The organism is Paenibacillus sp. tmac-D7, from assembly GCF_006519665.1.
GTDB classification, from domain to species: Bacteria; Bacillota; Bacilli; order Paenibacillales; family NBRC-103111; genus Paenibacillus_G; species Paenibacillus_G validus.
Genome location: NZ_VIDW01000014.1, coordinates 79,893 through 106,056 on the forward strand (window position 1 = coordinate 79,893; position 26,164 = coordinate 106,056).

A 26,164-nucleotide genomic window follows, 5' to 3' on the forward strand; every position below is an offset into this window, starting at 1 on the left:
TTTATTTTTCGAAATCAATAAAGACAAAACCGACTAAATTACCTTTTATGTCATCTAAGTTTTGTTTAAATGTTACGACTTCCTCTTGCTTCACCGTACGTTTTTTCACAGCCAACACGACTCCATCACAATGAACCGCCAACAGGAAGCTATCCGCAGTTTTATTGGCCGCCGACGAATCGACGAAAATCATATCGTATTCCGTCGAAAACTGATCCAAAGCAAGTTTTAAGTAATTCGAAGCTAACAGTTCCGTAGCATGAAGCCCTGTCTCTGCACCGGCCGGAAGCAGACTTAATCCGTCTACATACGTGGTAATCGGCACATTTCCTGGATGCTTCTTCCCGGATAAAAGGTCGGAAAGACCCATATGGTTTTCCATATGAAAAAATTTATGCAGCATCGGGGCCCGCAAATTGGCATCAATTAACAACACCCGTTTTCCAGCCTGTGCATAAGATATGGCTAGATTGGCTGCCAACACGGATTTGCCTTCTTGTGATTTGATGGAGGTGATCAGAAAGCTTTTCATGTTCTCCGATTTGTATGAATAGTTCAGTTTGGTTCGGAGCGACTTAAAATCCTCAGAAGCTTGAGCGCTCGGATTAATTAATGTAATCAACGATGCGTTAGCTGAGCTTGGCATAAGTTGCGTCCCCCACTTTCCGATCTACCGACTTCATATCATGCTTTTTTGTTTCTTTCTTCGTAATTTTCGATATGGTGCCCAAGGATGGCACCCCCAGTATGTTGTCCAGTGTCGACGTATTGCGAATGGTTTGATCCAATGTTTCTTTGCCGATAACAAAACCGACAGAAATCAACAGAGAAACTACGAAAGCCAACAGAATATTTATGATTTGTTTGGAGGCTACTTTAGGAGTTTGGCTGTTCAATACATCATCCGGTAAAACCAAAATGTTGTAAATTTGCATCATGGATGCGACTTGTTCTTGAAATACTTTGGAGATCGCGTTGACTACCTTCGTACCGTATTCATAAGATTCCATCGTCACTGAGATCGTAAGAAGCTGAGAGTCCTTGGAGGAGACAACCTTAAGGCTTTTTTCAAGTTGATCGATGGATAAATTCAATTCCGGATACTCTGCAATCGTTCTGTTTAGTACGGTAGGTGATTTGACGAGTTCCTTGAATGTATTGATCAGGAGAATATTGGTGTTTACCGCTCCTAAATCGAGTTTATCAGAGCTGTTAACGATAATTCTTACCGACGACTCATACTTAGTGGGCACCAGGTTATAGCTTACCCACGCAGAGGTAGCACTCGCAATAATTACAAAGGAGAGTATCCATAATAAATTTTTGCGAATTGCTTGCAAATACTGTATGAAATCCATTTCAAACCTCCGTAATAAATCTTAATTAGACGACATTCGACAATGTTCGTAATTCCCGATACTCAATGCCGACGCCTAATCCCTCATAATGAAACCCTTTGTCACGAATAAATTGCGAAGAAAGGAAGTTCCGCGTATCAAGCACATATTTGAAATTCATCATACTCCCCATTTCATTCCAATCTAAGTGGACGTATTCCTCCCAATGCGTGAGAAGAATAACGGCGTCCGCATTCAACGCCACCTGCTCTGCCTGATCGCAGTATGCAATGGGGAGATTGGGGTTAATGTGTTCGAACATTTCCATTCCCTGGGGATCGTGAACTTGAATGTTAGCCCCTTGCCCCAACATCATTTGTATGATTATAGATGCTTGAGTATTACGGGTATCATCGGTATTGGGTTTAAAGGTTAGCCCTAAAAAGCCGATCCGTTTACCGAATAACGTCCCTAGTTTACGTTTCGTTTTCTCGACAATGTAGGCATGCATTTCTAAATTCGACTCGACAGCGGCCTTAACGACATTAAGCTCACGTCCATGCTTACGGCTGGCAGCCAAAAACTCTGCAGTATCCTTAGGGAAGCAACTGCCGCTCCATCCACTTGACACTTGCAAGAACTTGTTGCCAATCCTCGAATCCAGTCCCATTCCTTTGGCGACATCCAACGCATTGGACTGCAAAGCTTCACATAATCTTGCGACTTCATTGATATAGCTGATCTTAACAGCTAAAAATGCATTGGATGCATACTTAATCATTTCTGCACTTCTTGTATCTGTTTCAAAATAAACCGGCAGCTCATCCTTCGGTTGAACAGCAAGCCCAATTTCTTGCAGAACTTCAATCGGTTTTTGCAGATCCATCAGTTGACTATAAAGTTCTTTCATCACACTTCTTGCTTGATTGTCCATAGTCCCGATTACGATGCGATCCGGGAGAAACACATCCTCGACTGCGTAGCCTTCGCGAAGGAACTCAGGATTGCTGATAACAGAAAAATGTTCGTTATTTGTTAAGTTGGAATATTGTGAGATCAATGCAGTTACATGCTCAGCCGTCCCAACAGGAACAGTCGATTTATTGACAATAACGGTATACCGGTTTCGATCTAAATGCTCCGCAATGTTTCTCGCTGCCAATTCGATGTATTTCAAATCGGCGCTTCCATCTTCCTTGGAAGGGGTACCTACACCAATAAACACGACGTCCGCATCCGTCACTACCTCATATTGATTCGTTGCCGCTAGCGTTCTTCCGCTGAACTTCCTAATCAACGCCTCAAGACCGGGTTCAAAAATAGGACTGGTTCCTTCATTTATCGCATTCACTTTATTTGTATCAATGTCGATAACCGTCGTATGATGTCCTAATGCGGCGAACGCCGCTCCCGTTACACTGCCTACATAACCAGCGCCGATGCAAACTACCTTCATAGTTACCTCCAATTACACGATTTTTTGACTTAATTCGGCTTTTAACTTGTTTCTGTACATCTCGATTGTCCTGATTAACCCTTCCTCCAATTCGACCAACGGTTCCCAAGCCAAAATTGTTTTCGCTTTATCAATATTGGGTCTGCGCACCTTAGGATCATCTATTGGAAGCGGATGGAACGTAATATTGCTCGGAGAATTAGCTAGACGTTTTACGATCTGGGCAACCTCAATGATGGTGTATTCTTTTGGGTTGCCAATATTAATGATTTCACCATTAGCTTGATCGCACTCCATCATCTTCTGCAAGCCTCGAATGTTGTCGTCAACAAAACAAAAAGAACGTGTTTGTGTTCCGTCCCCATAAACAGTCAGGTCTTCTCCTCGGATCGCCTGGGAGACAAAGTTTGAAATTACCCGACCATCGTCATTGCGCAAACCTGCCGAATACGTATTAAAAATTCTTGCCACTTTTACCTGTACAGCGTATCTCGTATAATATTCGTAACAATAAACTTCCCCTAAACGTTTTGCTTCATCGTAGCATGCTCGCGGACCCCAGGTATTTACGTTTCCTCTGTATTGCTCTGTTTGTGGGTGCACTTCCGGATCACCGTATGCTTCGCTAGTGCTCGTATATAATAGTTTAGCTCCGTGAACCTTAGCTAACTCTAGCATATTTTGCGTCCCCAGCGTATTCGCTTCAATGGTCGAGAAAGGATTCATTTGATAGAATTTGGGCGATGCCGGAGATGCCAAGTGATAGATCTCGTCAATGTGTCCAAAATGATCTAAATGGTCAACCCTCAGCTTGGAGACGTCGAGCGAACGGAATTCGAAACGAGGATGATTGAGTTCTTCTTGCAGATTGGCGATCAATCCGGAAGACAACGAATCGATTCCAAACACTTGGTGCTGCTGAGAAAGCAATTGACGAGTCAAATGGGATCCCAGAAAACCAGCGGCTCCGGTTACGACAATTTTTTTCATATAAAATTCTCCTATCTCTAATAAGTGTTGCTCTTAATCATCACTCGAAGGGTCCTGATTATAATCTTTAGATCTAACCAGATGGAAACACTCCGTACATAAATCAAATCATGATGAAGATTTTCATAAATAGGTTTTTTTCGATCTTGGCTAATTTGCCAAAGCCCCGTAATACCAGGCTTCACCAAAAAACGGCTATGCTGCTTATCGGGATAATAACGTTCTACAAATGATTGTTGTTCGGGACGCGGACCGATGAAGCTCATGTCACCTTTAATGATGTTGAATAATTGAGGCAATTCATCCAAACTTGTTTTACGTATAAATCGGCCCACTTTTGTAACTCGGGGATCTGTGCAGGTTTCCGGAGATCTCCCTTCCTTCGGGGAGTGGACTAGCATGGAGCGAAACTTATAAATGACAAACGGCTTTCCATTCTTACCAATTCGCCATTGTCGAAACACGATGGGTCCCTCAGACTCAACCTTGATCAAGACGGCTACCAAAAACATGACAGGGAGCGTAATGAGAATAAGAACAAAACTGCCTATAAGATCCGTTGAAGCTTTTACGTAATTCAAATAAAATTCCGAACCAACTTCTCTCTGCTCCTCAACCGTTCTATGCCTCGTAACGGACTCCATTTCCTGCGTCCTCCATTAAACGACAACTTTCCCAGAGCGTATATACCTACCAACTTCCTGCAAATAGGCACTGAATTCTTCTGAAAGCTCCTTATTTTGCAGGGCGTACTCCACCGTTGCTTTCAAAAATCCAAGCTTACTTCCGACATCGTACATGGTTCCTTCATATATGTAGCTGTGCATCAATTGCTGATTCGCAAGCACGTTCAAAGCGTCTGTCAACTGAATCTCTCCACCGACGCCCGGCGCAGTTTGTTCTAGAATGGGGAAAATCTCTGGGGTTAAAATGTAACGGCCTGAGATTGCCAAATTGGATGGGGGGTCTTGCTTCGGTTTTTCGACCAGATTCTTAACCAAATGAAGCCGGTCTCCGACCCGTTGGCCGTCGATTATACCGTAATTTTGCACTTCCGTCCAAGCAACCGGTTCTACGGCAATGACCGAATGACCCGTTTCCTCGAAAACTTGAAGCATTTGTTTTAAACACGGCACTTTGTGCTCAATAATCATATCTCCCAGCAATACCGCAAAAGGCTCGTTTCCAATAAACTTTCTAGCACTCCAAATCGCATGTCCCAAACCTAAAGCCTCTTTTTGTCTAACGTAATGGATGTCAACCATATTTGTAATTTCTTTAACCATATGGAGGAGCTCTGTTTTTCGCTTTTCCTCAAGCGACACTTCCAACTCGATGCTTTTATCAAAATGATCCTCGATCGATTTTTTGTTTCTACCCGTTACGATAATAATGTCCTCGATCCCGGATCGGATAGCTTCTTCCACAATGTATTGAATGGTCGGTTTATCAACGATCGGGAGCATCTCTTTCGGCATAGCTTTCGTTGCTGGCAAAAAACGGGTGCCTAAGCCTGCTGCTGGTATAATTGCTTTTCGAACTTTTCTCATAAGAGACCACTCCATATGTTTTTTATTTAAAATGCAGAGGCATCTAACCTCCCCTCACATCACACCCTTGACGATGTACGTCTAAGGTTTGGTTAACCCACAGCATGACCGAGTGCCTCTGTTGATAACGGTAAAGAGACATCACCGCAGAAACAATTAATTTCTGAAAATAATGATACGTATTGTAACATTTATGACTCTAATTTATAATACATTTTGTATCAAGTCAATTGTTATTTTCAAAATTTACATTTTTTTAGGAGTGATAAAACGATGTCTTACTACACTAGAATTGCTGCATTACGGGACAAACGAGGATTAACGCAAGAAGAATTGGCCGATCTGCTCGGAATATCGCGCGCCGCCTTGTCACATTATGAGAAAAACAGGAGAAAACCGGACTTTCATACCTTGACAAAACTATCTGATTTTTTTAATGTTACAATAGATTACTTGATTGGTAGACCTCCCCAATGGTTGGATAACAATGTAAACGACCACATCCCGATTCACTCCCTCAAAGAAGAAGATATCTTTCGAATGGTAGAATTACGATGGGAAGGACTTCTTTTGACTACAGACGAAACCAAGAAAGTGCTGAACATTGTTCAGAAAAAAAACCAATTGTAATCTTCTTTTTCCCGTGGCGGTGAACTGTTTGTGAGAAGCACCAAGAAAAGGAAGATCAAAATGATACTTACAACTGCCGGAAAAGCTCTGGTTCCCGTTATGTTACTATCAGGCTTGCTTACAAATTCTCTTTCTGAAGACTCATATCCACCCCCTGTTGGTATAAACCCAACCGTAGCGTCACTTTTAGGGGGTGGAAATTTCACCAACGGCAATCCCTATATTTCCAAAGACTTAGTCTATATGAAAACACTGAACGTACAATGGACTAGAATTAATCTTTACCCTAATTATTATTATTCGAAGGATAAGCCTGTAACTAGCCACTTGGAGAAAGCAATGGAGCAAATGTATACACATAACGTTTCTCCCATGCTCTTGTTTGAATATTACGGAAATTATGAAAAATTGGGGGTTAAAATCGGGGATTACAATAAGTGGTATGCCATCGGAAAGGAATTTGCACAAGTCTATAGACCAAATGGAACGTGGGCGAGAAGCAGATCCATACAGGATTGGGGGATTACGGTGTTCTCGGCTTTTAACGAGCCCGATGTGGAGAACTCTATCCCTCATGATAAGTATCGCGAGGCATTGAAAGGGCTGGCTGACGGTGTGCATTCCGTAGACCCGAAGTTAAAAGTCATCCCTGGTGGCTTTAGTGCCCAAAATTCTTTTGACGATTGGACTCTAAGAGGCTACGGCAGTGCAGTTTCAGATCTAATTAATGACGGGACCTTGGACGGAATCGATCTTCATACCTATTTTGATGATAAATATGCGCCTTTGGTCGGTACCCACAGCAACTCTGCCCAACACACCTTCGATCAAATCAAAAAACAATTAAACATCAAAAGAGATATTCATTTCTACTCGACGGAATTCAATGTAAAGAATAAAGCGAGTACGCCTAACACGGACGAAAAGCTCGGTAAGCAATTTTTAACGGCGATTTGGGATCATCTGGGTGTCGTCAAGAACGATGGCCATACCCCTGCTACTCAATTCGCAATGCCATGGAGTCTTCTGCTAACCGACGAGCAGGACAAGCAGTACGGAATGCGGGGAGCTAAAGAAGAAGAGCAGGCAATGTCGGTTAGATCTAAGGTACTTCAACTTGTCACTTCCTTAACTACCGACACCTCCTTCGTATCGTTGGATCCCAAGAAGAAAGGAGAATACATTCTTTCCGGACCCAGCCATAAGTTATGGGTTTGGCAAAATGTAAGAGGTTGGAGCTCCAAATGGGGGACAAGCTATCAAATCACTGGAATTCCACAGCATGCAACAGAGATTTGTATTTATAGATGGAATGGAATATGGAAGGCGTTTCCCATAGAGCCCAATACGAAAACGATAACTGTTAATGGCTTAGAGAAAGATGAAACTTACATGTTTCTGGCTCGTTGAGCCTCAATGAAGGTAGTAAGAAGACGGCACACTTTAGACCCCATCTCCTGATGATTTTTGGTCCGGCGCGCCGTCTTCTTGTTTTTTTCTATTATCTCTTATCAAGAATATACTGAATCGATTCTCCTGGTGGCAGCACGGCTTCAATCTCGATCCATGGTTCCGCTTTTAATTCATTTACTTGCTGCACCGCATCTCTATAAACATCTCCTGGCCCTATTCGTTCTCCATCAAATATCCCTTTGTCCGGCATCAAAACTTTGAAACGCAGATGAATCTCTTCGTGTTCAAAATTAACTATGCTGATCAGAATTTTATCGGAAACAGCCTTACTTCCTGGCAACGGCTGCAGCGCGGCCGTATCAACTGCTCTAATGTAAACCTTCTTCATTCGGACTTCATTCCGGTTCATAATTTCGTATGATAAGGGGCTTCCGTGTGTTGCATAAGCCAGCGCAAGCCTTCTGAATATTTTCAACCGGGATTCTTGGTCATTTCCGAAAGAATATGCTTGTGTTAAAGCTGGATCATGATTTTTGCCTTGAAAGTCGGTTTGAAACAGTTCATAATCCTTAAAAAATACAGCGTGCTGCATGAAGATGTTGGAGAAACCGATATGAGCTCGCAAATTCCGGTCAAAGACGGCTGATTGTTTCTGCTGCGCCCCATACTTGCTTGGGTCCAAGTGCTTATTGTTTGTGCCGATTTCAGTGTTCAACATGAACTTAGGAAGGCCGTTTTGTAATGATTCGAAGGTTTTTAATGTTTCAAAAAAACTGCCTCCCTCCTTCTCCAAATATGAAGTGCCGTATGCGTGACCATTCGTTAAGTCAGTCAAATTTTCCAGTTCTCTACGCTGGACGGGATCCCTTTCCCATCCGATCGGCAAGCCGTTTTTATTGCTGTAAGACCATCCTGGCGCCACAGATTGCAGATGAGGAGCATAGCGTGTTTTGTTCTCATTCATCCAACGGGCGATGGCGATATTCACATCTTTTGATCGATTGAAAATGCTTGGTTCGTTATCTACTTCATAATATTGAATATAGTCTCCATAGCGTTTCATAAACTGTTCCAGTTTACTTGCGGCCTCCGGAGCAAGAGTTCCGGCTGACGTAAGTTGAATATCGCCTGTATATAAGTACATAGCAACAGCGCCGGTGTTATACTCCTTTAGCTTTTCGTAATATTCCTGCATGGCCGAACAAGAATTTCTCACATTGCTAGAGCAGCTTGCTCTCATAATATTGCCGCTGTAAGCAATACCCATCCATTTTAATACGTAAGGCAAATGGTCTACGGCGCTTTGATCGAAATAATAACGCTCGGTTGCTACCGAACTTCCCATCTTAATATAGCGTCCGTGGATCGGTTCTTCCGCCATTCTATAGAGCGCTTCCATCTCGATATAATCCCAATCAAACCATAAAAAAGGGTCTTCTGAAGAAGAGCAATAAAGGCACCGTTCAACTTGAAGTATAATCTCGTTCTGACCCTCAATAAAAAACTCAGGCGGTATGTAAAGTTCATATAGATTGCCATAAGCATCGTAATTAGAGTCGTTCGTATCTGACAAACCGGCAATTTGAATGAGGCCGGCCATAAAACCGTTTACAAAAACCGACATTTGAGGGATAGCCGTGCTGGCCTCGATGATTGGAACAAGAAATTTTGCGCCATATTGAAGTTTGTTCGGCATTTGAAATGAAATAGATAAGTTACGATTGACAGAAGCATTTAACCCTTTAGGAAAATCGTTTATCATCGTTTCTTTCGGGTTTCCAGACGCAAGGACGATTTGGTTAGCATCATGTAAGCCGTATCGTTTGAATTCCTGAGAGGAATGGTCTTGCATACCGATTCTGAACAATATTATTCGGTTGTTATCCGTATACGGTGTGGCGACAGGCGTTAATTTACCTGAATGGTTTGTCTTTGGCACATAGTCTGAAATGGATAGTCCCAAAAATAATTGAATGAGAAGAATGAGTGCCAGTTTCCTTACCATGAATCCTCCCTTTAAAATTACAAATCGAGATTACTCGACTTAAAAGCAGTTTCATAGTTATTGTACTAGCCCATTTTAAGATACATTTTGTTATTTAAAATTATATTATGATACAATTAGTATAATTGTCAAGTTATTTTCCAACATTTTGCATTACTTGCTATAAGAAAAGCTGAAAACAAAAACCTTCATAAAAGTGCAGTTTTCATGATACAATTAGTATCGAATACTGTATGTATTAAGTAAAGTATAGGTATTTGACTCTTCTAATTACATATTTATCGATTCATTTCTATATATAATATTTATTCGGAGGAGTTTTTATGAACAATAGGTATGAACAATAGGTATGAACAATTAGATTCTTTACGAGGCCTTGCCGCATTATTTGTTGTGTTCCATCACTTGTTTCTATCCTTTAGTTCCAACCATTTTCTAGTTACATTTTTAAAACTTTCGCCTGCGCGATTATTGGTACAAGGCCATGCAGCCGTGATCATCTTCTTTCTCTTAAGCGGATTTGTGCTCGCTCTGCCTATTCTGAGAGGTAATCCCATCAATTATATGCATTATATCATCAAAAGATTTTGCCGTATTTATATCCCCTACGCTGTTGCCATATCCGCCACAATACTCATCTCCATTTATATATCCGATGGGCAACTGCAGCAATATACCGATTTTATTAACCAGTCATGGCAGGAGCCTTTTTCCTTTTCATTATGTGGGAACATCTTGTTTTGATCGGCAATCCTCACACGGTTGTTTATAATCCGGTGATTTGGACGTTAATTCATGAATTACGAATTTCCATTTATTCCCTTTCATTGTCCTGCTTGTGAAAAAACTAAACACGATTTATGTTTTAATCCTATGCGCCGCGCTTAGCTTGATCGCTGGTTTGGCCGGCATTCTGTCTACGATAACCGTTAACGGCTATCACACAAGTCTCTTCGATTCCCTGCATTACATTTCAATCTTTATGATCGGTGCGTTGGTCGCTAAGAACAAAACAGTACTTTCAACCCTGTACCAGCGATTCACGAAGATGCAAAAAATATCGTTTTTAATCATGGCTGTACTCCTTTATTCATACTCCGACGTATTAAGCAAAGATTTCTTTCACATCATCCCATTCCGTTTTTATGTTTCGGAATATGGTCTAGCGCTCGGTTCCATCCTACTCATCATAACGGCTCTAGCTTCTCGTAAAATATCCGGCTTATTAAATTTGCCGCTCCTTATATTCTTAGGAAAAATATCTTACAGCTTGTATTTGACGCATATGCTCGTAATCTTGTCCCTCCTGCACTTGTTGCACGATCGAATATCTATGCCGCTTTTACTAACGCTCTCCGGCCTGGTATCCATTCTTACTGCAATCATCTGCTGGTACTTTGTCGAACTCCCATCCATGAAGCTCGGGAAATATTTGACCAAAAGCAGAAAGAACTCTGTCCCCAGTCTTGAAGTGAGACAAGAGACATAATATGAGATCCCTTCTATCCGCTCTACTTGCCGCTCATCTTATGTCCTTGGCTTCCTGCGTCTATCATACATCGTCTGATAGTAAAGTAATCGAGAAGGTCCGAAATACAGAAATAATAAGACAACCCGCCTTTCAATACCTGCAGCAGAATGTCCTAGAGGGCCGTGAGCCTGTTATTTCCGTAATCGGAAGCAGTGTAACCGCCGGTTCAGGAGCAACCGGCAAAACCCACACATGGATCCATTTGTTAAGTGAACGTTTGAAAGCAGCCGAAGGTTTGGAGAAGCTGATCTACCTTAATCACGGTTTTCCGGGTTACTCTACGAAACAAATGTTGGCCCAAGGCAAAGTGGATGTCCTTCGTGAGGAGAACCCCTCTATCATTATTTTTGAGACTTGTTTGATCAATGACTTTGTGCAAAATATTTCAATCGAAGAAAGCAAAACAAACATTCAATCGCTTGTGCTAAACATGCAAAAAATGGCGCCGAAAGCCCGTATCATCATCACTTCCCCCAACCCGCGGAAGGAAAACCTGACAAAAAATAAAACTGGAAGTTCATATGAAGACTACGTAATAGAAACGGGAAAGTTTATTAAGCTTCATGGTTGGGAATATGTTGATATTTATAGTGAATTTACTAAACAAATAAAAGCCTCGAAAACCTCTATGGATAAGGTGATGTACGATTTTGTTCATCCGAACGATCTTGGTTATGCAATCTGGGCAAAGATTTTAGAGCAATATTTTTTATCCGATAACAAAAAAGAAGCTGCCCAAGAGTAGAAATAACTACTTTTGGTACAGCTTCTGTTTGTTAGTCTTACAGATCGAAGTACAACGAATATTCGTGCGGATGAATGCGGATGGAAACAGCTTTCGCTTCGTCACGTTTCAAGGAAACGTAGTTGTCGATGAAGTCTTTCGTGAAGACTCCGCCTTCCGTCAAGAACTCATAGTCCGCTTCGAGCGCGTTAAGCGCTTCGTCGAGCGTACCCGGTACGCTGCGGATTTCGCCTTTCTCTGCATCGGACAGCTCGTAGATGTTCTTGTCGAGCGGGCCGTAGCCGAGGGCGCGAGGATCGATTTTCTTCTTGATGCCGTCCAGACCTGCAAGCAGCATGGCTGCGAATGCGAGGTAAGGGTTAGCCGTGCTGTCCGGTGTACGGAACTCGATACGACAGCCTTTAGGCGTTACAGCGGCCACCGGAATACGAACGGCTGCCGAACGGTTGCCTTTGGAGAACACGAGGTTAACCGGCGCTTCGTAACCAGGAACCAAACGTTTGAACGAGTTCGTGCTCGGGTTCGTCAATGCGATCAAAGCCGGTGCATGGTACAAGATACCGCCGATGTAGTTCAAAGCGAGCTCGCTCAAGTTACCGTAACCGTTCTTGTCATAGAACAAAGGCTGGTCGCCGTTAAAGATCGATTGGTGAACGTGCATCCCGCTACCGTTATCGCCGAACAGCGGTTTCGGCATGAACGTAGCCACTTTGCCGTATTGGCGAGCTGTGTTTTGCACGATATATTTGTATTTCATCAAGTTATCGGCTGTTTTCGTCAACGTATCGAAACGGAAGTTGATCTCGCCTTGACCCGCAGTCGCCACTTCATGGTGATGACGCTCGATGCGAAGACCGGATTCGATCAACAGACGGCACATTTCGGAACGGATGTCTTGTTGGGAATCCGTCGGAGCAACCGGCACGTATCCGCCTTTATGGCCTACTTTAAAGCCGAGATTGCCGCCTTCTTCTTTACGGTTCGAGTTCCAGTGAGCTTCTTCGGAATCTACGAAGTAGGAAGAAGAGTTTTGTTTGCTCTCGAAACGAACTTCGTCGAAGATGAAAAATTCGGATTCCGGAGCAAAGAATGCTGCCGTACCTACGCCGGCTTTTTTCAAATATTCTTCAGCCTTCTGAGCGATGCTGCGCGGATCGCGCTCATAACGCTCGCCATCAGGCGTATGGATGTTACACATAATAACCAATGTCGGATGAGCAGTGAACGGATCGACAAAGGAGGATTCCGTATCCGGCATCATAACCATGTCGGACTCTTCGATGCCTCTGAAACCGACGATGGAAGAACCGTCGAAGGCTACGCCGTTTTGGAAAGTCTCTTCTTCAACTTCAGATGCAGGAAGGGAGATATGATGCGCTCTACCGTTAAGATCGACGAAACGGAAATCTACCCACTCGATGCCTTTTTCTTTGATGGTATTTAACACGTTTTGAACTGACATGGACTCACTTACCTCCTAAATTCCGAACATTTTGACCTGTTCGAGCGAACATTGTTCAAGTTTTCTCTTGGATATGTGGTTATTATAAAACTTCGCATCAAGAGCCGTCAATAGTTATGTAAGGTATTTTTTGTGAAGGTGTTAGGTATGCTCACACCCGGCCGGGTTTTAGTCACATTTTCGACAAAAAAATGCTTAATCTCTTGCGGCATCCGCCTGAGATCAAGCATCCTTCTGTAAAAAAACGAATATTCGGTTACGAGTTCACAGCGGCGACGGGTTCCTTGACGGTATCGAAACGTTTGCCGCACAACGGCGCCAGCTTCTCCAAATCCTGCATCAGCCGGGCGAATTGGTCCGGGAACAGCGACTGAACGCCGTCTCCCGTCATGGAGTTGTCGGGGTCCGTATGCATCTCGACGATGAGCCCGTTCGCTCCTGCGGCAACGGACGCCTTGCTCATCGGTTCGACAAGCTCGCGACGACCCGTGCCGTGACTCGGATCGGAAATCACCGGCAGATGGCTGAGCGACTGCAGCACCGGAATCGCCGCCAGATCAAGCGTGTTTCGGGTATAAGACTCGAACGTTCGGATTCCGCGCTCACAAAGCATAACGTTCGGGTTTCCGCCAGCCAGTATATATTCAGCCGCATTCAGAAACTCATCGTACGTTGCGCTGAATCCCCGCTTGAGAAGCACCGGCGTTTGAATCTGGCCGAGCTTGCGCAGCAGATCGAAGTTTTGCATATTGCGCGTGCCGACTTGCAAAATATCGGCGTACTCAGCGCAGACATCCACGTATTCCGGCGTCATCACTTCGGTGATCGTCAGCAACCCGTGCTTCCTGCCGGCTTCCGCCATCATGACGAGACCTTCGACGCCGACGCCTTGAAAGCTGTAAGGACCCGTTCTTGGTTTAAATGCACCGCCGCGCAGCACTTGTGCGCCGCTGGCCTTCACCAGCCGCGCAATCTCATCGATCTGCTCCGGCGATTCGACGGCACACGGTCCGCCCATGACGACCAGCTGATCGCCGCCGATCTCCACGCCTTTCAATTGAATGATCGTGGGATCGGGATGAAAATCGCGGCTGGCCAGCTTATAGGACTTCGAGATTTTCACAACCTGCTCGACGCCGGACAATTGACGCAGCTGCTCGGCCAGCACAGGGCCCGCATTCCCGACGATACCGATAACGGTACGGTCTACGCCGCGTGAAATGTGAGCTTTCACGTCGTGCTTCTCAATATGGTGAACGATTTCGGAAATGCGCTCTTCCGGTGTTTTATTCGAAATGATAGCGATCATGCGGAACACCCTCTCGGTCAAATTTTCGTACATAGACGCTTCGACGCTTATACGCTTTTAAGCTTTTAATCACTAAAGCGAATATACAACGGAGACCCTCTCTCCGTCAAGTCTTGATTATTTTATGATCGTTATCCGTTCCCGTTCGTTGGCAGCAGCAGTTGTTCTTTTCGTTTACGCCGCTTCTCTTTACGGTTTTGGTCGACCCATTGCAGCGTCCAGCGGATCGGAAAGTAAGCGATGATGGCAAGAATGAGACCGTTGATCACGCCTCCGACGAACAGCTTCAAATAGAACTTCAGGAATCGGTCCAGCCATTCCGGCAATCGTTCGATCCAAGCGCCGTGAATGCCGTGAGGCAGCACGAGCGCCCCCATCTGGCGATGAAAAAACATCAGCGGCAAATAAATAACTTTACCGAACATAAAGCCGAGAAGAGCGGACGCCACGCTTGCGCGAAGCAAGTATACCAGTGGAAAGATGAGCAAAAAAGCAAGCCCGCCCGTCGGAAGCGTGAACATCTCGACGAATATCCCGATCGAAAAGCCCATGGCTACCAAGGCAGGCCCGCCTTTGGCCCGGGTCAACTGCAAATATTTATATCGAAACCAGCGGCCAATGGATCGGAGTTGGAACGTTTTTTTGAGTTTCGCCATTTTACGCATTTGCTGTTGTCCATTTCCTTCCTTGTCGATTACTTTACGGCTGCTTTCGTTTTTGGCGTAGGAATTAACCGGCTCAAATTGACGGTCCGGCGAATTTCCCATGTAGCCGGATCGTTCGCCTCGTACTGCTCCAGGAAATGAATAACCTCTTTCGTAATGGGCGTCGGCGTCGATGCCCCGGACGTTACGGCTACGCGCCGCACCGGCTTCAGCCATTCCGTATTCAGTTCGGTGATGTCCGCAATACGATAGGCCTTCACGCCTGCAATCTCCTCGGACACCTGAGCCAGCCGGTTCGAGTTGTTGCTGCGCGGATCGCCGACGACAAGCACGAGATCGGCATCCTTCGCCTGTTCGGCTACCGCTTCCTGACGCACCTGCGTCGCCAGGCATATTTCATTATGAATTTCGGCATGCGGGAATTTCTCGAGCAGACGATTCATAATATGCTTGATATCCCACTGCGACATGGTCGTTTGATTCGTGATCACGATCTTCTCCGCGCTCAGCCCGAGCTCGTCGATTTCCTCCGGCTTTTCAATCAAATGCACGCGCTCCGGCGCGACGCCGATCGCTCCTTCCGGCTCGGGATGGCCTTTCTTCCCGATATAGATGATATGGTAATCTTCCGCCGCTTTCTCGCGAATCAAGTCGTGCGTCTTCGTCACGTCGGGACAAGTCGCATCCACGACAGCCAGCCCCTTCTCGCGCGCGCGGCGGCGAACCTCCGGCGAAACGCCGTGCGCCGTGAAAATGACCGTGCCTTGCTCGATCTGATCCAGGATGTCGAGGCGGTTCGATCCGTCCAGCGTCACGATGCCTTCTTTCTCGAAGAAATCCGTCACATGGGCGTTATGCACAATCATGCCCAATATATATATAGGCCTCGGCAGATTAAAGTTTTTGGCCGTTTGCATGGCCAACGCCATAGCATCCACAACCCCGTAACAATAACCGCGGGGGGATATTTTGATCACGTCCACGCTTGCACCGCCTGTCGAAAATAGTCTTTATTTTTATTATACCTCATTCCCCTCACCGATGGAATGGCTGCTCTCCCGACCGCCCTCGAGCCCCGATCCGTGGGCAACCGGAAACCAGACCACGAACGTCGTCCCTTCGCCTTTGCTCGTCGTTACTTCGATGGACCCCTGATGCTCGTCAATGATCCACTTGGCGATCGACAAGCCTAGACCGGTGCCGGTTTTTTGTCCCCGTGACACGTCCGCCCGGTAGAACCGTTCGAAGATATGCGGCACTTCCTCTTTCTCCATGCCGATTCCCGTGTCTGCGATACGAATCCCGACCTGCCCGCCGTGACGCAGCGCGTCCATCCGCACGAAGCCGTGCTCCGTGTACTTGAACGCATTCTCGATGAAAATGAAAATCAGCTGCTGCAAATAATCTTGATTGCCGTAGATGGAAATATCCTCGGCCGGCGATAAATCTCCCACGATCCATTCGGCTGAGCGCGGAAGCATCTGAGCTTTGCGCGCCACCTCTTCCAGCAGCGGCTTCACCGCCAGCTCCCGCTTCTCGATCTGGAAGCCCGCATCCGCCCGCGCGAGCGCCAGCAGGTCATTAACCAACCTGGACATCCGCTGCGCTTCGCCGGAAATATCGCGCATCGCTTCCAGACTGAGCTCCACGGCCGGCAAATTCGACGGCTCTGCCTGCATCATCTGCTTCCACATCTTCTCGAGCAGCTCGACGTTGCCGCGAATCGTCGTGACCGGCGTCCGCAGCTCGTGCGATGCGTCCGAGACGAACCGCCGCTGCGCGCTATAAGCTTCTTCCAGCTCGGCGTAAGCGCCCTGAAGCCGGCCCAGCATGCCGTTGATCGTTTCGATCAGCACGCCGATTTCGTCGCCGGGCCCCTGATACTCGATGCGCCGCTGCAGATCCGCCCCCTTCTCGATCTGATTGGTCGCCGCTATGACCTGTTCGATCGGGCGCAGCGCCTTCCTCGCGAGAAACCACCCGATCGAGGCGGCGAGCACGATCACAAGCAGCATGGACAAAGTCAGCACCAAACGCAGCAGAACGAGTACCCGCTCGGATTGCCCAACGAAGAAAGCCGCCTGCAGCATGCCGATCGGCTGGTCCTTCGGGCCGAAGAACGCGGTTGGATACACCGGCGCGTTGTAAACGAGAAAGTCGTATCCGTCGATTTTCACCTTGTCGAACACGCATTCCTGGGCAAGCACACAGTTGACTTTAGACGGCGTCACATCCGGAAATTCGATGCCCGCTTCTATTAAGTCCGATGCGCGAAATTTACGCCCGTCCTGCAAATTGACGATCTGTACCAGCAGCTTGCTGCTGCGAATCGAGTTTCGTCCCTCCAGCTCGAAATTGAAGCTGAAGCCTTGCGACGATACCGTAGGCAGCGCCCGGACCCGTTGAAGCACATAATTCGCCTCGTCCTTTAATTCCGTCTTGATGCCGCTAAACAAAATGTAGTTCATGAAAAAATAAAGCCCCAACGCCAGGATCAGCAACGTAGCCGTCAGTATCCCGGTGTACCATAACGTCAGGCGCAGACGTATCGACATGTCAGCCTTCTCCTCTTAGCACGTAGCCCGCTCCGCGCACGGTCTGTATCAGGCGCTTATGCCCGTACTCCTCCGTTTTTTGCCGAAGCAGCGCAATATATACCTCCAGCACGTTCGATTCTCCGCTGTAGTCGTATCCCCATATTTTTTCCATAATGATATCGCGGGACAAGACGCGGCGCGGATTTTGCAGGAACAGGTGGAGCAGATCGAACTCCTTCGTCGTCAGCTCGATCCGTTGGCCGCCCCGGAACACTTCGCGCGTATCGAGATCCATGAACACATCCTGATACTGCAGCTTGTTCGCCTGGGTCTCGGCTTTCTCGGACGTTTTGCGCCGCAGGAGAACGCGAACGCGAGCTAAGAGCTCCTCGAGCGCGAACGGCTTGACCAAATAATCGTCCGCTCCCAAATCGAGACCTTTTACCCGATCGGACACTTCATCCTTCGCGGTCAGCATCAGCACCGGCACATCGGAGCCGCCTTCGCGAATGCGTCTGACGACCTCCCAGCCGTCGAGCTGCGGCATCATGACATCGAGGATGACAACATCCGGCTCGTTCTCCAGTATTTGCTTCAAGCCGTCCATGCCGTGATTGGCAGTAAACACCATGTACCCTTCGAAAGCCAGGCTGCGGCGGAGCATGGACGTAATTTTTTCATCGTCGTCGATAACTAATATTTTTTCTCTCATTTCGGTATACACCTGCCTCTGCCTTTATTGTAACGGAATTTGCTTGCCGAATCTAATGGTGCCAGCTCGTCTTCACGCAAAAAAAGAAGCAGGGCTTTTCTGCATACGTTGCCCTGCTTCTTTCCCTTGCAAGCTTGCGCTTACGGCATATTATTCCGCATTGCGGTTGCCGATCGTTACTTCAATGACTTGCTTCTTGCCGTCCCGCATAATGCCCAGGCTTACTTTATCGCCAACCTTCGTTTTCTTGATCGCTTCACTGATTTCCGAAGACGTCTTCACTTTCGTGCCGTTCAATTCGACGATGACGTCGTAAGGACGAATCCCTGCGCTGAAGGCCGGGCTCTTACGCTCGACTTGCGCGACGATTGCGCCTTCGTTATTTTCAAGCTTCAGCTCGGCAATCCATTCCTTGTCGATATCCTGCATGGAAATGCCCATATACGGAGCCGGCTCTTTCGGAATTTTCACATTGTTCTTCAGGTTGTCAAGAACCGAAGAGATTGTGCTCGTCGGAATCGCAAAGCCGATGCCTTGCGCTTGTGCGCTAACCGCCGTATTGATGCCGATCACTTCACCGTTCAGGTTAAGCAGCGGGCCGCCGGAATTCCCCGGGTTAATCGACGCGTCGGTTTGCAGCAAATGCTTGTAATCGCGCGTGCCGTTCTGATCCGGGATGCTGATCGGACGCTCTTTCGCGCTCAAGACGCCAACGGTGACCGTATGATCAAAGCCGTACGGGTTGCCGATCGCCACGACCCAATCGCCTACGTTCAAATCGTCCGCGCTGCCGAGCGGCAGAACCGGGAATTCTTTGCCGTTTTCCGGCGTTATTTTCAGCGCGGCGAGGTCGAGATCGTAGCTGTTGCCGAGCAGTTCGGCTTTGAACGGCTTCTCGTGACCCTGCACGTATACCCAAATTTCGTCCGCGCCTTCGATGACGTGCTCGTTAGTCAGAATATATCCGGATTTCTCGAAGATAAAACCGGTTCCCATCCCGCCGGGCTGCAATTGTCCGGAATTGTCCTGCTGTCCGTTCGTCCCGAAGTCGTCGCCGAAAAATTGACGGAAGAACGGATCGTTGAAGAGCGAGCTGCCGCCTCTCGAAGAGCTCTTCGCCTTCACCTTCGTCTCGATCTTCACGACCGCAGGGCTCGCCTGTTCGACGATTCCCGAGATGTTGTTAGGACGGGACATATCGAGCGCGGTCGGCTTCACCCCGCCATTGTTCGAGGAGCCTGCCGACGCCGAGCCTGTCGAGCCCGAACCGTTACCGGCCATCACGCCTTGCGCGCCGGTGAACAGGTTCATGCGGTCCGAGGCAAACATCAACGAGCCGACGACCAGCACACCCGCCATGAACGAGATGAACAAGCCCCGGAAACCGCTGTTCTTCTTCGGCGGCTTGCCGAACTGCCATTGACCGGCAGACGGCTGCTCAGCGCTCTCGTTTGTATAAAAAGAACGAACCGGTTTGGGCGGCGTCACTTCGACTGGAGCGGAACCGACGCTGTCGCCGGCCATTGAATCCGAAGTCGAAGCCTTCGGTTTATAAGGACCGTAAGCGAAATAGTGCGAAGAGCGGCTTTCCGTCTCTTCCGGCAAGCTAGTTTTCGCCCCCTCGTTATCGCTTGTCGTCTGTTCGCGCCGCTCCCGCTCTTCCGGCTTGCGGAAGAAATCGTTAAACGGGTTATAATTGTTGTTATTGTTGTTGTTGTTATTGTTGTTTTGATCCATCTTCCATGCCCTCCGTTTCTCAAACTACGAGATTGATATAATGGCAACTGCTGCTGGAGGATTCGTTCCCCTTGATTCACATATTGCACGTCGAACCTTAAAGAAACCTTAAAGAAACCTAAAACGGAGTTAAAAGTATGTATACTCCCTGGGAGACGTTCACCCGAGGGATAGTCAGCCCAAAGAAGACCAGAGGGCTCAGCCTTGGTCTTCGAGCAGCCATTCGATTTCATTGGGGAAGCCAGCCGCTCTCCACTTCTTTCAGCAGCGTCTTCGCTTGGCTCACCCATTTGTCCTCCACCGGAGCGTTTTTGTCGAGCGGATCTTGAAATTGGTTAACCAACGACGTCACGAAACCGGCCTGGGCGTTCTTATCCATGCCTTCATTGTACACGTGCTTCAGCACAAACGGGGAGCCAATCTCAATAACCGCCGTCGTCGATTCATTATCGCCGTCGAGCACCCCGTGGGTCACCTGGAACGGTATGCGCAGCCACACCTTGTGCGCTTCGTCCAAATACCGATCGAAATAACCGTGGTCGTAATCCCAGTTCCCGCCGAGCGAGAACTCCTTCGTATTTAAATACTGCCGGACCTGATTGAAAGCTTCCTCGCGTCCGACCAGCGTCGACTCCAATGGAACCATGGGATCCCCTCCGCAAAAAAATTCATACCCAAACTCCTAGATAGGATGAACGTTTTCCGGTAAAAATATGCTCATCGCCCGGTTCAATCATTTTTCGGGTCCAAGCCGCGGAACAGGGTTCGTTGACGGATTATTGCGTATGTAAATTAATCTAACGCATTCCGTTGACATTGTTGTCATGAGAACCTTATAATGAGGAACGAAAACGCTTCAATGAGTAAAAAGAGGAGTGAACGTTCATGGATTTAGCCGCCATACAGAGCGGTTTGGATACGATCTGGGTCGTGCTGACCGCTGCCATGATCCTGTTGATGGAAGGCGGTTTCGCTTTGTTGGAAGCCGGGTTCGTTCGGCAAAAAAACGCCGTCAGCATCATCATGAAGGTATTCGTCGACATTGCCTTCGGGGCTCTTATTTTTTTCTTTTTCGGTTTCGGACTCATGTATGGCAAAGATTTCTACGGCTTGGTCGGAACGACCGGCTTTATCATGGGAGGAGATCTTTCCCATATTCAGCTTACGATTACGCATGATACGTACTGGTTGTTCCAATGCGCATTCGTCATCGCCGTCATCTCCATCGTCTCCGGAGCGGTGGCGGAACGGATCAATTTTCATGCGTACATCTTGTTCACCGTTGCCATGACAGGTTTTATTTACCCGATTGCCGGACACTGGGTATGGAGCGCCGGCGGCTGGCTCGGCGGCCTCGGCATGATTGACTTCGCCGGTTCGGCCACCATCCACGCTTTAGGCGGCTTTGCAGCCTTGGCCGCGGCGATCCTGATCGGACCGCGGATCGGCAAGTTTTCGGAAAGCGGCGCGGCGAACATCGTGCCGCCGTCCAACTTGCCGCTCGCTTCCGTCGGCGCCTTTATTTTATGGTTCGGCTGGTTCGGGTTCAATTCGGGCAGCACGCTCAGCGCAACCAACGGTTCGATCGGCCACATCGCCGTCACGACGATGCTTGCGGCCGCTTCCGGCGGAGCGACTTGCATTCTGTTTACGATGATCCGCTACCGTAAAGCGGACCCGCCGATGGTCATTAACGGCTCGTTAGCGGGTCTCGTCGGCATCACGGCCGGCTGCGCGTTCGTCAGCGACTTGGCGGCGATCCTGATCGGTGCGGTATGCGGGATCGCCATGGTATTCGCAACCGAATTTCTTGAATCGAGACGGATCGACGATCCGGTCGGCGCGTTCGCGGTTCACGGCGTTAGCGGCAGCCTGGGAGCGCTCGCCGTCGGACTCTTCGCCCAGCCTGAACTGACGGAAGGCATCGGCCAAGGCTACAGCGGCTTGTTATACGGCGGCGGCTTCCAATTGCTCGGCGTTCAAGCGCTCGGCTTAGTCGTCATCATCATCTGGGGCTTTTCCATGACCTGGATCGCCTTCAAGCTGATCAATAAAATGGTTCCCATCCGCGTCAGCCGCGACGAAGAACTCGTCGGCCTCGATGTCGGTATCCACGGCGTCCCGGCCTACAGCCAGGAGCACGATTTCATCGAGCTGAAACAGCTTAAAAATCGATAAGTCAACCTGAGGCTGCCGCAAGACAGCCTCGGGTTTCCCTCGCAACAAAAAAACACTTCCGTCTCGCGACAGAAGCGCTAACCCTTACGATCTATACAGGTTTCGATTGCAGTTCTTTCTCCAGCTCTTCGCTAACGTCGATCAAGTCGGTAGGCTGACTTTCGGTCAAGATGGCACGGGCTTGCTCGACCTCCAGACGCAGCGATCGAATTTGTTCCATAGGTTTCTTCACATAATGAATGTATTCGACGGCAAGATGATGATCCGGCTTTTTACCCGCAAATATACGGCGAAAAGCTGACATAGACTGATAGCTTCGTTCTTCCATTGCACGCCGTTTCTCATAACGTCCGATCGCTTGCTCGATTTCCGTGATTTGCGCCTCTCTATGAGCGATGTAAGCTTCTAAAAAAGGGTATATCTCAGCCGCTTTTCGCTTATTTACGCGCATCGAGTTCCCTGTCAGCAAAGCGTTAATCATGAAACATCACCTGTCCTAATATGTTAACATTCATAACAATAGATTTATTTTACACTAAAATACAGCCTTTGAAAACATTAAATTTAACATAAGCGAAAACAGGCAAACACTAAAAAAGAGACCTGGACGTTAAGCGTCCAAGTCTCCGTTGTTGTATGAAGTATACTTGCTTTATTTTTGGGATTCATTTGCTTTTCGGTTTTGCACGGCATTCTTCGCGTTGTTCTCAGCAGCAGCAGACCCTGCTTCAGCCCCTACTTCTTCGGAAAACTCAGCGTTGTACTTTTGGTTTTGGTTTTGAATTTTGTTGTTTTGTTTGTTGGTGGCCATCGCTATCACCTCCCTGACAACCATAGTATGGTCCGAAAGGAGGTGGGTTATGATGGAAACTTATAGCAGCAGCTCTTCCTTGAGCTGGTTCCATAGCGCTTCGGTAATTTTGCCGCCGCCTTTTTTGACGACAAATACATTCAATGTTTTCTTGCCCCATTCTTTGTACACTTGATCTTTGGTCTCGAAATACAAGTCAATTCGCTTCCCTTTAATGGCGCTGCCGGTATCGGCGACGACGCCGTAGCCGTAACCAGGAATGTACAGCACCGTACCTAACGGAAATACATGCGGATCGGCGGCAATCGTAGAAAAAGAGGTGTGATCCCGCGTCACCTTGAGCCCGGAATAGGTTACACCGTACTCGGGATGGCCCGGGTTTTTGCCGGTCGATTCTCTACCTGCGTAATAGCCCGTCGCCGTTACTTGAACGGCCGTCAGTTTCGTAAGATCCTGCCGTTGATGCGGAAACAGCTTGTAGTTTTGTTGTCGGCTTGCCGCACGGGCCTCGGCGTTATTAGCGGCCGTTACAAGCTTGCTCTCTGGCTGGGAATGGGTAACCGTCGTCGTTTTGGATGAAGCAAGAACATTCGGCGCGGAAGCCGTAATGGCTTCGACTCGCGTCGATTGTCCGCTTTCAGGTAAGACGGACGGCTGTCGCTTATTTTCAAACCATATCAATACGGACAGCATCAACGCGATGAAACAAATCCATTTTGCATGGCTTGCGGTTCTAGGTAACATAAGTTTTTTTAAAACCTCCCCTTAATATAAAAGGCTGTCCATTGCGGGGAGGTTCTATACGCTACTCTTCCAAATATCGCTAGGAGGCCGGGACTAACGTCAAAACGCAAAAAAGCCTCATCCCTAAGGATGAGGCTTGCCGGGGCTGGCTTCAGCGCCGATAGAAGTTAAACCTGTTTGGTGCGGATGTCTTCTTGGATCATCGCGATGACTTGATCCAGACTTTGCGCGCCCAAGTCCCCTTGGCCGCGTTTACGGACGGATGCTCCGCCAGCTTGCACTTCATTCTCGCCGACAACGAGCATGTAAGGAATTTTCTCAAGCTGCGCCTCGCGAATTTTATAGCCGAGCTTCTCATTGCGCAGATCGGCCTCCACACGCACGCCGGCCAATTGCAGCTTCTCTTGCACCTCTTTGGCGTAAGCGTCAAAGTTGCCGGAAACCGGCAGAACTTTCGCCTGCACCGGGCTCAGCCAAGTCGGCAATGCGCCGGCAAAGTTCTCCAGCAAGAAGGCGGTCATACGCTCCATCGTGGAGATGATGCCGCGGTGAATCACGACCGGACGATGCTTTTGACCGTCTGTACCTACATATTCGAGCTGGAAGCGTTCCGGCAGCAGGAAATCGAGCTGCGCGGTAGAGAGCGTCTCTTCCTTCTTGAGTGCGGTTTTGATCTGGACATCGAGCTTCGGTCCGTAGAAGGCCGCCTCGCCCTCGGCTTCAAAGAACGGCAACCCGAGCTCTTCCACGACTTCCCGCAGCATACGCTGGGACATTTCCCACATTTCGTCGTTCGGGAAATATTTCTCCGTATCCTTCGGATCGCGGTAGGATAAGCGGAAACGGTAATCCTTAATCCCGAAGTCTTCGTACACGTGACGAATCAGGTTGACGACGCGCGCGAACTCTTCCTTGATTTGATCCGGACGGCAGAAAATGTGCGCATCGTTAAGCGTCATGGCGCGCACCCGATGGAGCCCTGTTAAAGCGCCTGACATTTCGTAACGGTGCATCGTGCCGAGCTCGGCAATTCGGACCGGCAGATCGCGGTAGCTGCGCATTTCGGCTTTGTATACCATCATATGGTGCGGACAGTTCATCGGACGAAGCACGAGCTCCTCGTTGTCCATCACCATTTTGGGGAACATATCTTCCGAGTAGTGATCCCAGTGTCCGCTTGTCTTATATAGCTCAACGTTGGCGAGAACCGGCGTATAGACGTGCTGGTAGCCGAGGCGCTCCTCCAAATCGACGATGTAACGTTCCATCGTGCGGCGAATTTTGGAACCATGCGGCAGCCAAAGCGGCAAGCCTTGTCCGACCTCGTTGCTGAACGTAAAAATATTCAGCTCCTTGCCCAGTTTCCGGTGATCGCGCTTCTTCGCTTCTTCCAAGAGATGCAGATGCTCGTCAAGCTCAGCCTTCTTAGGGAAAGCCGTTCCGTAGATGCGCTGCAGCATTTTGTTCTTGGAGTCGCCGCGCCAGTAAGCGCCGGCCACGCTAAGCAGCTTGAACGCTTTGATACGGCCGGTCGAAGGCAAATGCGGCCCGCGGCACAAGTCAAAAAACTCGCCTTGATCGTAAATCGTAATGACGGAATCTTCCGGCAAATCGCGAATTAACTCCAGCTTCAACGGATCCTCAAGCTCGCTAAAAATGGCGATCGCTTCCTGACGACTGACGACGCGACGGCGGATCGGCAAGTTCTCCTGCACGATGCGTTCCATTTCTTTCTCGATTTTGGTCAAATCGTCCGGAGTTAAGGAAGTCTCCATATCGATATCGTAGTAAAATCCGTCTTCGATGACCGGACCGATGCCCAGCTTCACGGCTTTGTCGCCGTAAATCCGTTTGATCGCCTGGGCCATCAGGTGCGCCGTGCTGTGACGGTACACCTCGATCCCGGCCTCGCTGTCGAGCGTAACGATTTCAAGCGCCGCATCTTCTTCGATTGCCGTATTTAAATCGACCGGCTTTCCGTTCACTTTGCCGATGACCGCATTCTTTTTCAGCCCGCTGCTGATGGAAGCCGCCACTTCTTCTACCGTAATGCCGCTCTCATACTCCCGAACCGCTCCGTCCGGAAAAGTTACCTTAACTGCCATCTTGTTCATCCTCCATATCCAATAAAAATAAGCGCATTCCTCCCGAAAGGGACGAGTGCGCTTAGCTCGTGGTTCCACCCTAATTCAATCCGCTCAGACGCTTTGGGCAGCTCGGTATTGAAACCGTTCCTGCTTCGCTTTGCGGATCCTCCAGCATTCGGTAACGGGAATGACCCGGTGACATATACTGGACGCCTGACCTGACGCCGTTCCATCTCACGGCTACAAAGGGGTAAATGGACGAAAT

Annotated in this window: 25 protein-coding genes; 6 read left to right on the plus strand and 19 right to left on the minus strand. The window is 48.1% G+C overall.

Going from position 1 to position 26,164, the window contains the following annotated elements; translation table 11 throughout:
* Position 1 precedes the first annotated feature (1 nt).
* From FKP33_RS12150 to galU, 6 genes are read right to left on the minus strand one after another with little or no spacing between them, the layout of a single operon-like run.
* Positions 2–646, minus strand: a complete 645-nt coding sequence (locus FKP33_RS12150; protein ID WP_141335200.1) for a CpsD/CapB family tyrosine-protein kinase — start codon at positions 644–646, stop codon at positions 2–4.
* A complete protein-coding gene (locus FKP33_RS12155) occupies positions 630–1,358 on the minus strand; it encodes a YveK family protein (RefSeq protein WP_141335201.1) in 729 nt (242 codons plus the stop codon). Before FKP33_RS12155 ends, FKP33_RS12150 begins: the two co-directional genes overlap by 17 nt.
* Before the next feature lie 25 nt (positions 1,359–1,383).
* Positions 1,384–2,793 (minus strand): UDP-glucose dehydrogenase family protein, encoded by a 1,410-nt coding sequence (locus FKP33_RS12160; protein WP_141335203.1) that lies wholly within the window; start codon positions 2,791–2,793, stop codon positions 1,384–1,386.
* 12 nt (positions 2,794–2,805) lie between these two features.
* On the minus strand, positions 2,806–3,783 hold the full coding sequence (locus FKP33_RS12165) for a UDP-glucuronic acid decarboxylase family protein (RefSeq protein WP_141335205.1): 978 nt from the start codon (positions 3,781–3,783) through the stop codon (positions 2,806–2,808).
* Positions 3,784–3,800: 17 nt separating this feature from the next.
* Entirely contained in the window at positions 3,801–4,427 is a 627-nt protein-coding gene (locus FKP33_RS12170; RefSeq protein WP_141335207.1) for a sugar transferase, read from the minus strand.
* A 15-nt stretch (positions 4,428–4,442) separates the two neighbouring features.
* Positions 4,443–5,333 (minus strand): UTP--glucose-1-phosphate uridylyltransferase GalU, encoded by an 891-nt coding sequence (galU, locus tag FKP33_RS12175; RefSeq protein ID WP_141335209.1) that lies wholly within the window; start codon positions 5,331–5,333, stop codon positions 4,443–4,445.
* A 273-nt stretch (positions 5,334–5,606) separates the two neighbouring features.
* On the opposite strand from galU, the gene FKP33_RS12180 reads away from it, so the two are divergent.
* Together FKP33_RS12180 and FKP33_RS12185 are read left to right on the plus strand one after the other, a co-directional pair.
* A complete protein-coding gene (locus tag FKP33_RS12180) occupies positions 5,607–5,963 on the plus strand; it encodes a helix-turn-helix domain-containing protein (RefSeq protein WP_141335211.1) in 357 nt (118 codons plus the stop codon).
* Between the two features lie 60 nt (positions 5,964–6,023).
* Positions 6,024–7,373 carry a hypothetical protein gene (locus FKP33_RS12185; protein ID WP_127608318.1) on the plus strand — a complete coding sequence of 450 codons (1,350 nt, stop codon included), beginning with the start codon at positions 6,024–6,026 and terminating at the stop codon, positions 7,371–7,373.
* A gap of 91 nt (positions 7,374–7,464) precedes the next feature.
* Here FKP33_RS12185 and FKP33_RS12190 read toward each other — a convergent pair whose 3' ends face one another.
* Positions 7,465–9,381, minus strand: coding sequence for a polysaccharide lyase family protein (locus tag FKP33_RS12190; RefSeq protein WP_141335213.1), 1,917 nt, complete (start codon positions 9,379–9,381; stop codon positions 7,465–7,467).
* 336 nt (positions 9,382–9,717) lie between these two features.
* On the opposite strand from FKP33_RS12190, the gene FKP33_RS28080 reads away from it, so the two are divergent.
* The 3 genes from FKP33_RS28080 (at position 9,718) to FKP33_RS12205 (ending at position 11,657) form a co-directional block, all read left to right on the plus strand.
* A complete protein-coding gene (locus tag FKP33_RS28080) occupies positions 9,718–10,125 on the plus strand; it encodes an acyltransferase family protein (RefSeq protein ID WP_141335215.1) in 408 nt (135 codons plus the stop codon).
* A gap of 82 nt (positions 10,126–10,207) precedes the next feature.
* Positions 10,208–10,870 carry an acyltransferase family protein gene (locus tag FKP33_RS28085; protein ID WP_373423874.1) on the plus strand — a complete coding sequence of 221 codons (663 nt, stop codon included), beginning with the start codon at positions 10,208–10,210 and terminating at the stop codon, positions 10,868–10,870.
* A gap of 1 nt (position 10,871) precedes the next feature.
* Positions 10,872–11,657, plus strand: a complete 786-nt coding sequence (locus FKP33_RS12205) for an SGNH/GDSL hydrolase family protein (RefSeq protein ID WP_127608322.1) — start codon at positions 10,872–10,874, stop codon at positions 11,655–11,657.
* A 37-nt stretch (positions 11,658–11,694) separates the two neighbouring features.
* Here FKP33_RS12205 and glnA read toward each other — a convergent pair whose 3' ends face one another.
* From glnA to FKP33_RS12245, 8 genes are all read right to left on the minus strand, one after another.
* Positions 11,695–13,119, minus strand: a complete 1,425-nt coding sequence (gene glnA, locus FKP33_RS12210) for a type I glutamate--ammonia ligase (RefSeq protein WP_127608323.1) — start codon at positions 13,117–13,119, stop codon at positions 11,695–11,697.
* A gap of 256 nt (positions 13,120–13,375) precedes the next feature.
* Positions 13,376–14,428, minus strand: coding sequence for a 3-deoxy-7-phosphoheptulonate synthase (gene aroF, locus FKP33_RS12215; RefSeq protein ID WP_054796092.1), 1,053 nt, complete (start codon positions 14,426–14,428; stop codon positions 13,376–13,378).
* A 131-nt stretch (positions 14,429–14,559) separates the two neighbouring features.
* Positions 14,560–15,195: a DUF2062 domain-containing protein gene (locus FKP33_RS12220; protein ID WP_236595999.1), complete on the minus strand. Its 636-nt coding sequence runs from the start codon at positions 15,193–15,195 to the stop codon at positions 14,560–14,562.
* Positions 15,123–16,076, minus strand: coding sequence for a 4-hydroxy-3-methylbut-2-enyl diphosphate reductase (locus tag FKP33_RS12225; protein WP_127608324.1), 954 nt, complete (start codon positions 16,074–16,076; stop codon positions 15,123–15,125). The genes FKP33_RS12220 and FKP33_RS12225 overlap by 73 nt, the downstream gene beginning before the upstream one ends.
* A 36-nt stretch (positions 16,077–16,112) precedes the next feature.
* A complete protein-coding gene (locus FKP33_RS12230; protein ID WP_141335217.1) occupies positions 16,113–17,648 on the minus strand; it encodes a sensor histidine kinase in 1,536 nt (511 codons plus the stop codon).
* 1 nt (position 17,649) lies between these two features.
* Positions 17,650–18,342: a response regulator transcription factor gene (locus tag FKP33_RS12235; RefSeq protein ID WP_127608326.1), complete on the minus strand. Its 693-nt coding sequence runs from the start codon at positions 18,340–18,342 to the stop codon at positions 17,650–17,652.
* A 150-nt stretch (positions 18,343–18,492) separates the two neighbouring features.
* Positions 18,493–20,079, minus strand: a complete 1,587-nt coding sequence (locus tag FKP33_RS12240; protein ID WP_127608327.1) for a S1C family serine protease — start codon at positions 20,077–20,079, stop codon at positions 18,493–18,495.
* A gap of 229 nt (positions 20,080–20,308) precedes the next feature.
* Positions 20,309–20,725, minus strand: a complete 417-nt coding sequence (locus tag FKP33_RS12245; RefSeq protein ID WP_127608328.1) for a YugN family protein — start codon at positions 20,723–20,725, stop codon at positions 20,309–20,311.
* Positions 20,726–20,964: 239 nt separating this feature from the next.
* Here FKP33_RS12245 and FKP33_RS12250 point away from each other — a divergent pair, with 239 nt between their 5' ends.
* Entirely contained in the window at positions 20,965–22,257 is a 1,293-nt protein-coding gene (locus FKP33_RS12250; protein ID WP_141335219.1) for an ammonium transporter, read from the plus strand.
* A gap of 91 nt (positions 22,258–22,348) precedes the next feature.
* On the opposite strand, the gene FKP33_RS12255 is transcribed toward FKP33_RS12250, so the two are convergent.
* The 4 genes from FKP33_RS12255 to thrS form a co-directional block, all read right to left on the minus strand.
* Entirely contained in the window at positions 22,349–22,738 is a 390-nt protein-coding gene (locus tag FKP33_RS12255) for a hypothetical protein (RefSeq protein WP_174817585.1), read from the minus strand.
* Positions 22,739–22,909: 171 nt separating this feature from the next.
* A complete protein-coding gene (locus FKP33_RS27155; RefSeq protein WP_155614525.1) occupies positions 22,910–23,068 on the minus strand; it encodes a hypothetical protein in 159 nt (52 codons plus the stop codon).
* Positions 23,069–23,128: 60 nt separating this feature from the next.
* Entirely contained in the window at positions 23,129–23,812 is a 684-nt protein-coding gene (locus FKP33_RS12260; RefSeq protein ID WP_127608214.1) for a 3D domain-containing protein, read from the minus strand.
* Positions 23,813–23,979: 167 nt separating this feature from the next.
* Complete coding sequence (gene thrS, locus FKP33_RS12265) at positions 23,980–25,917, minus strand: threonine--tRNA ligase (protein WP_141335221.1); 1,938 nt, start codon at positions 25,915–25,917, stop codon at positions 23,980–23,982.
* Positions 25,918–26,164 lie beyond the last annotated feature (247 nt).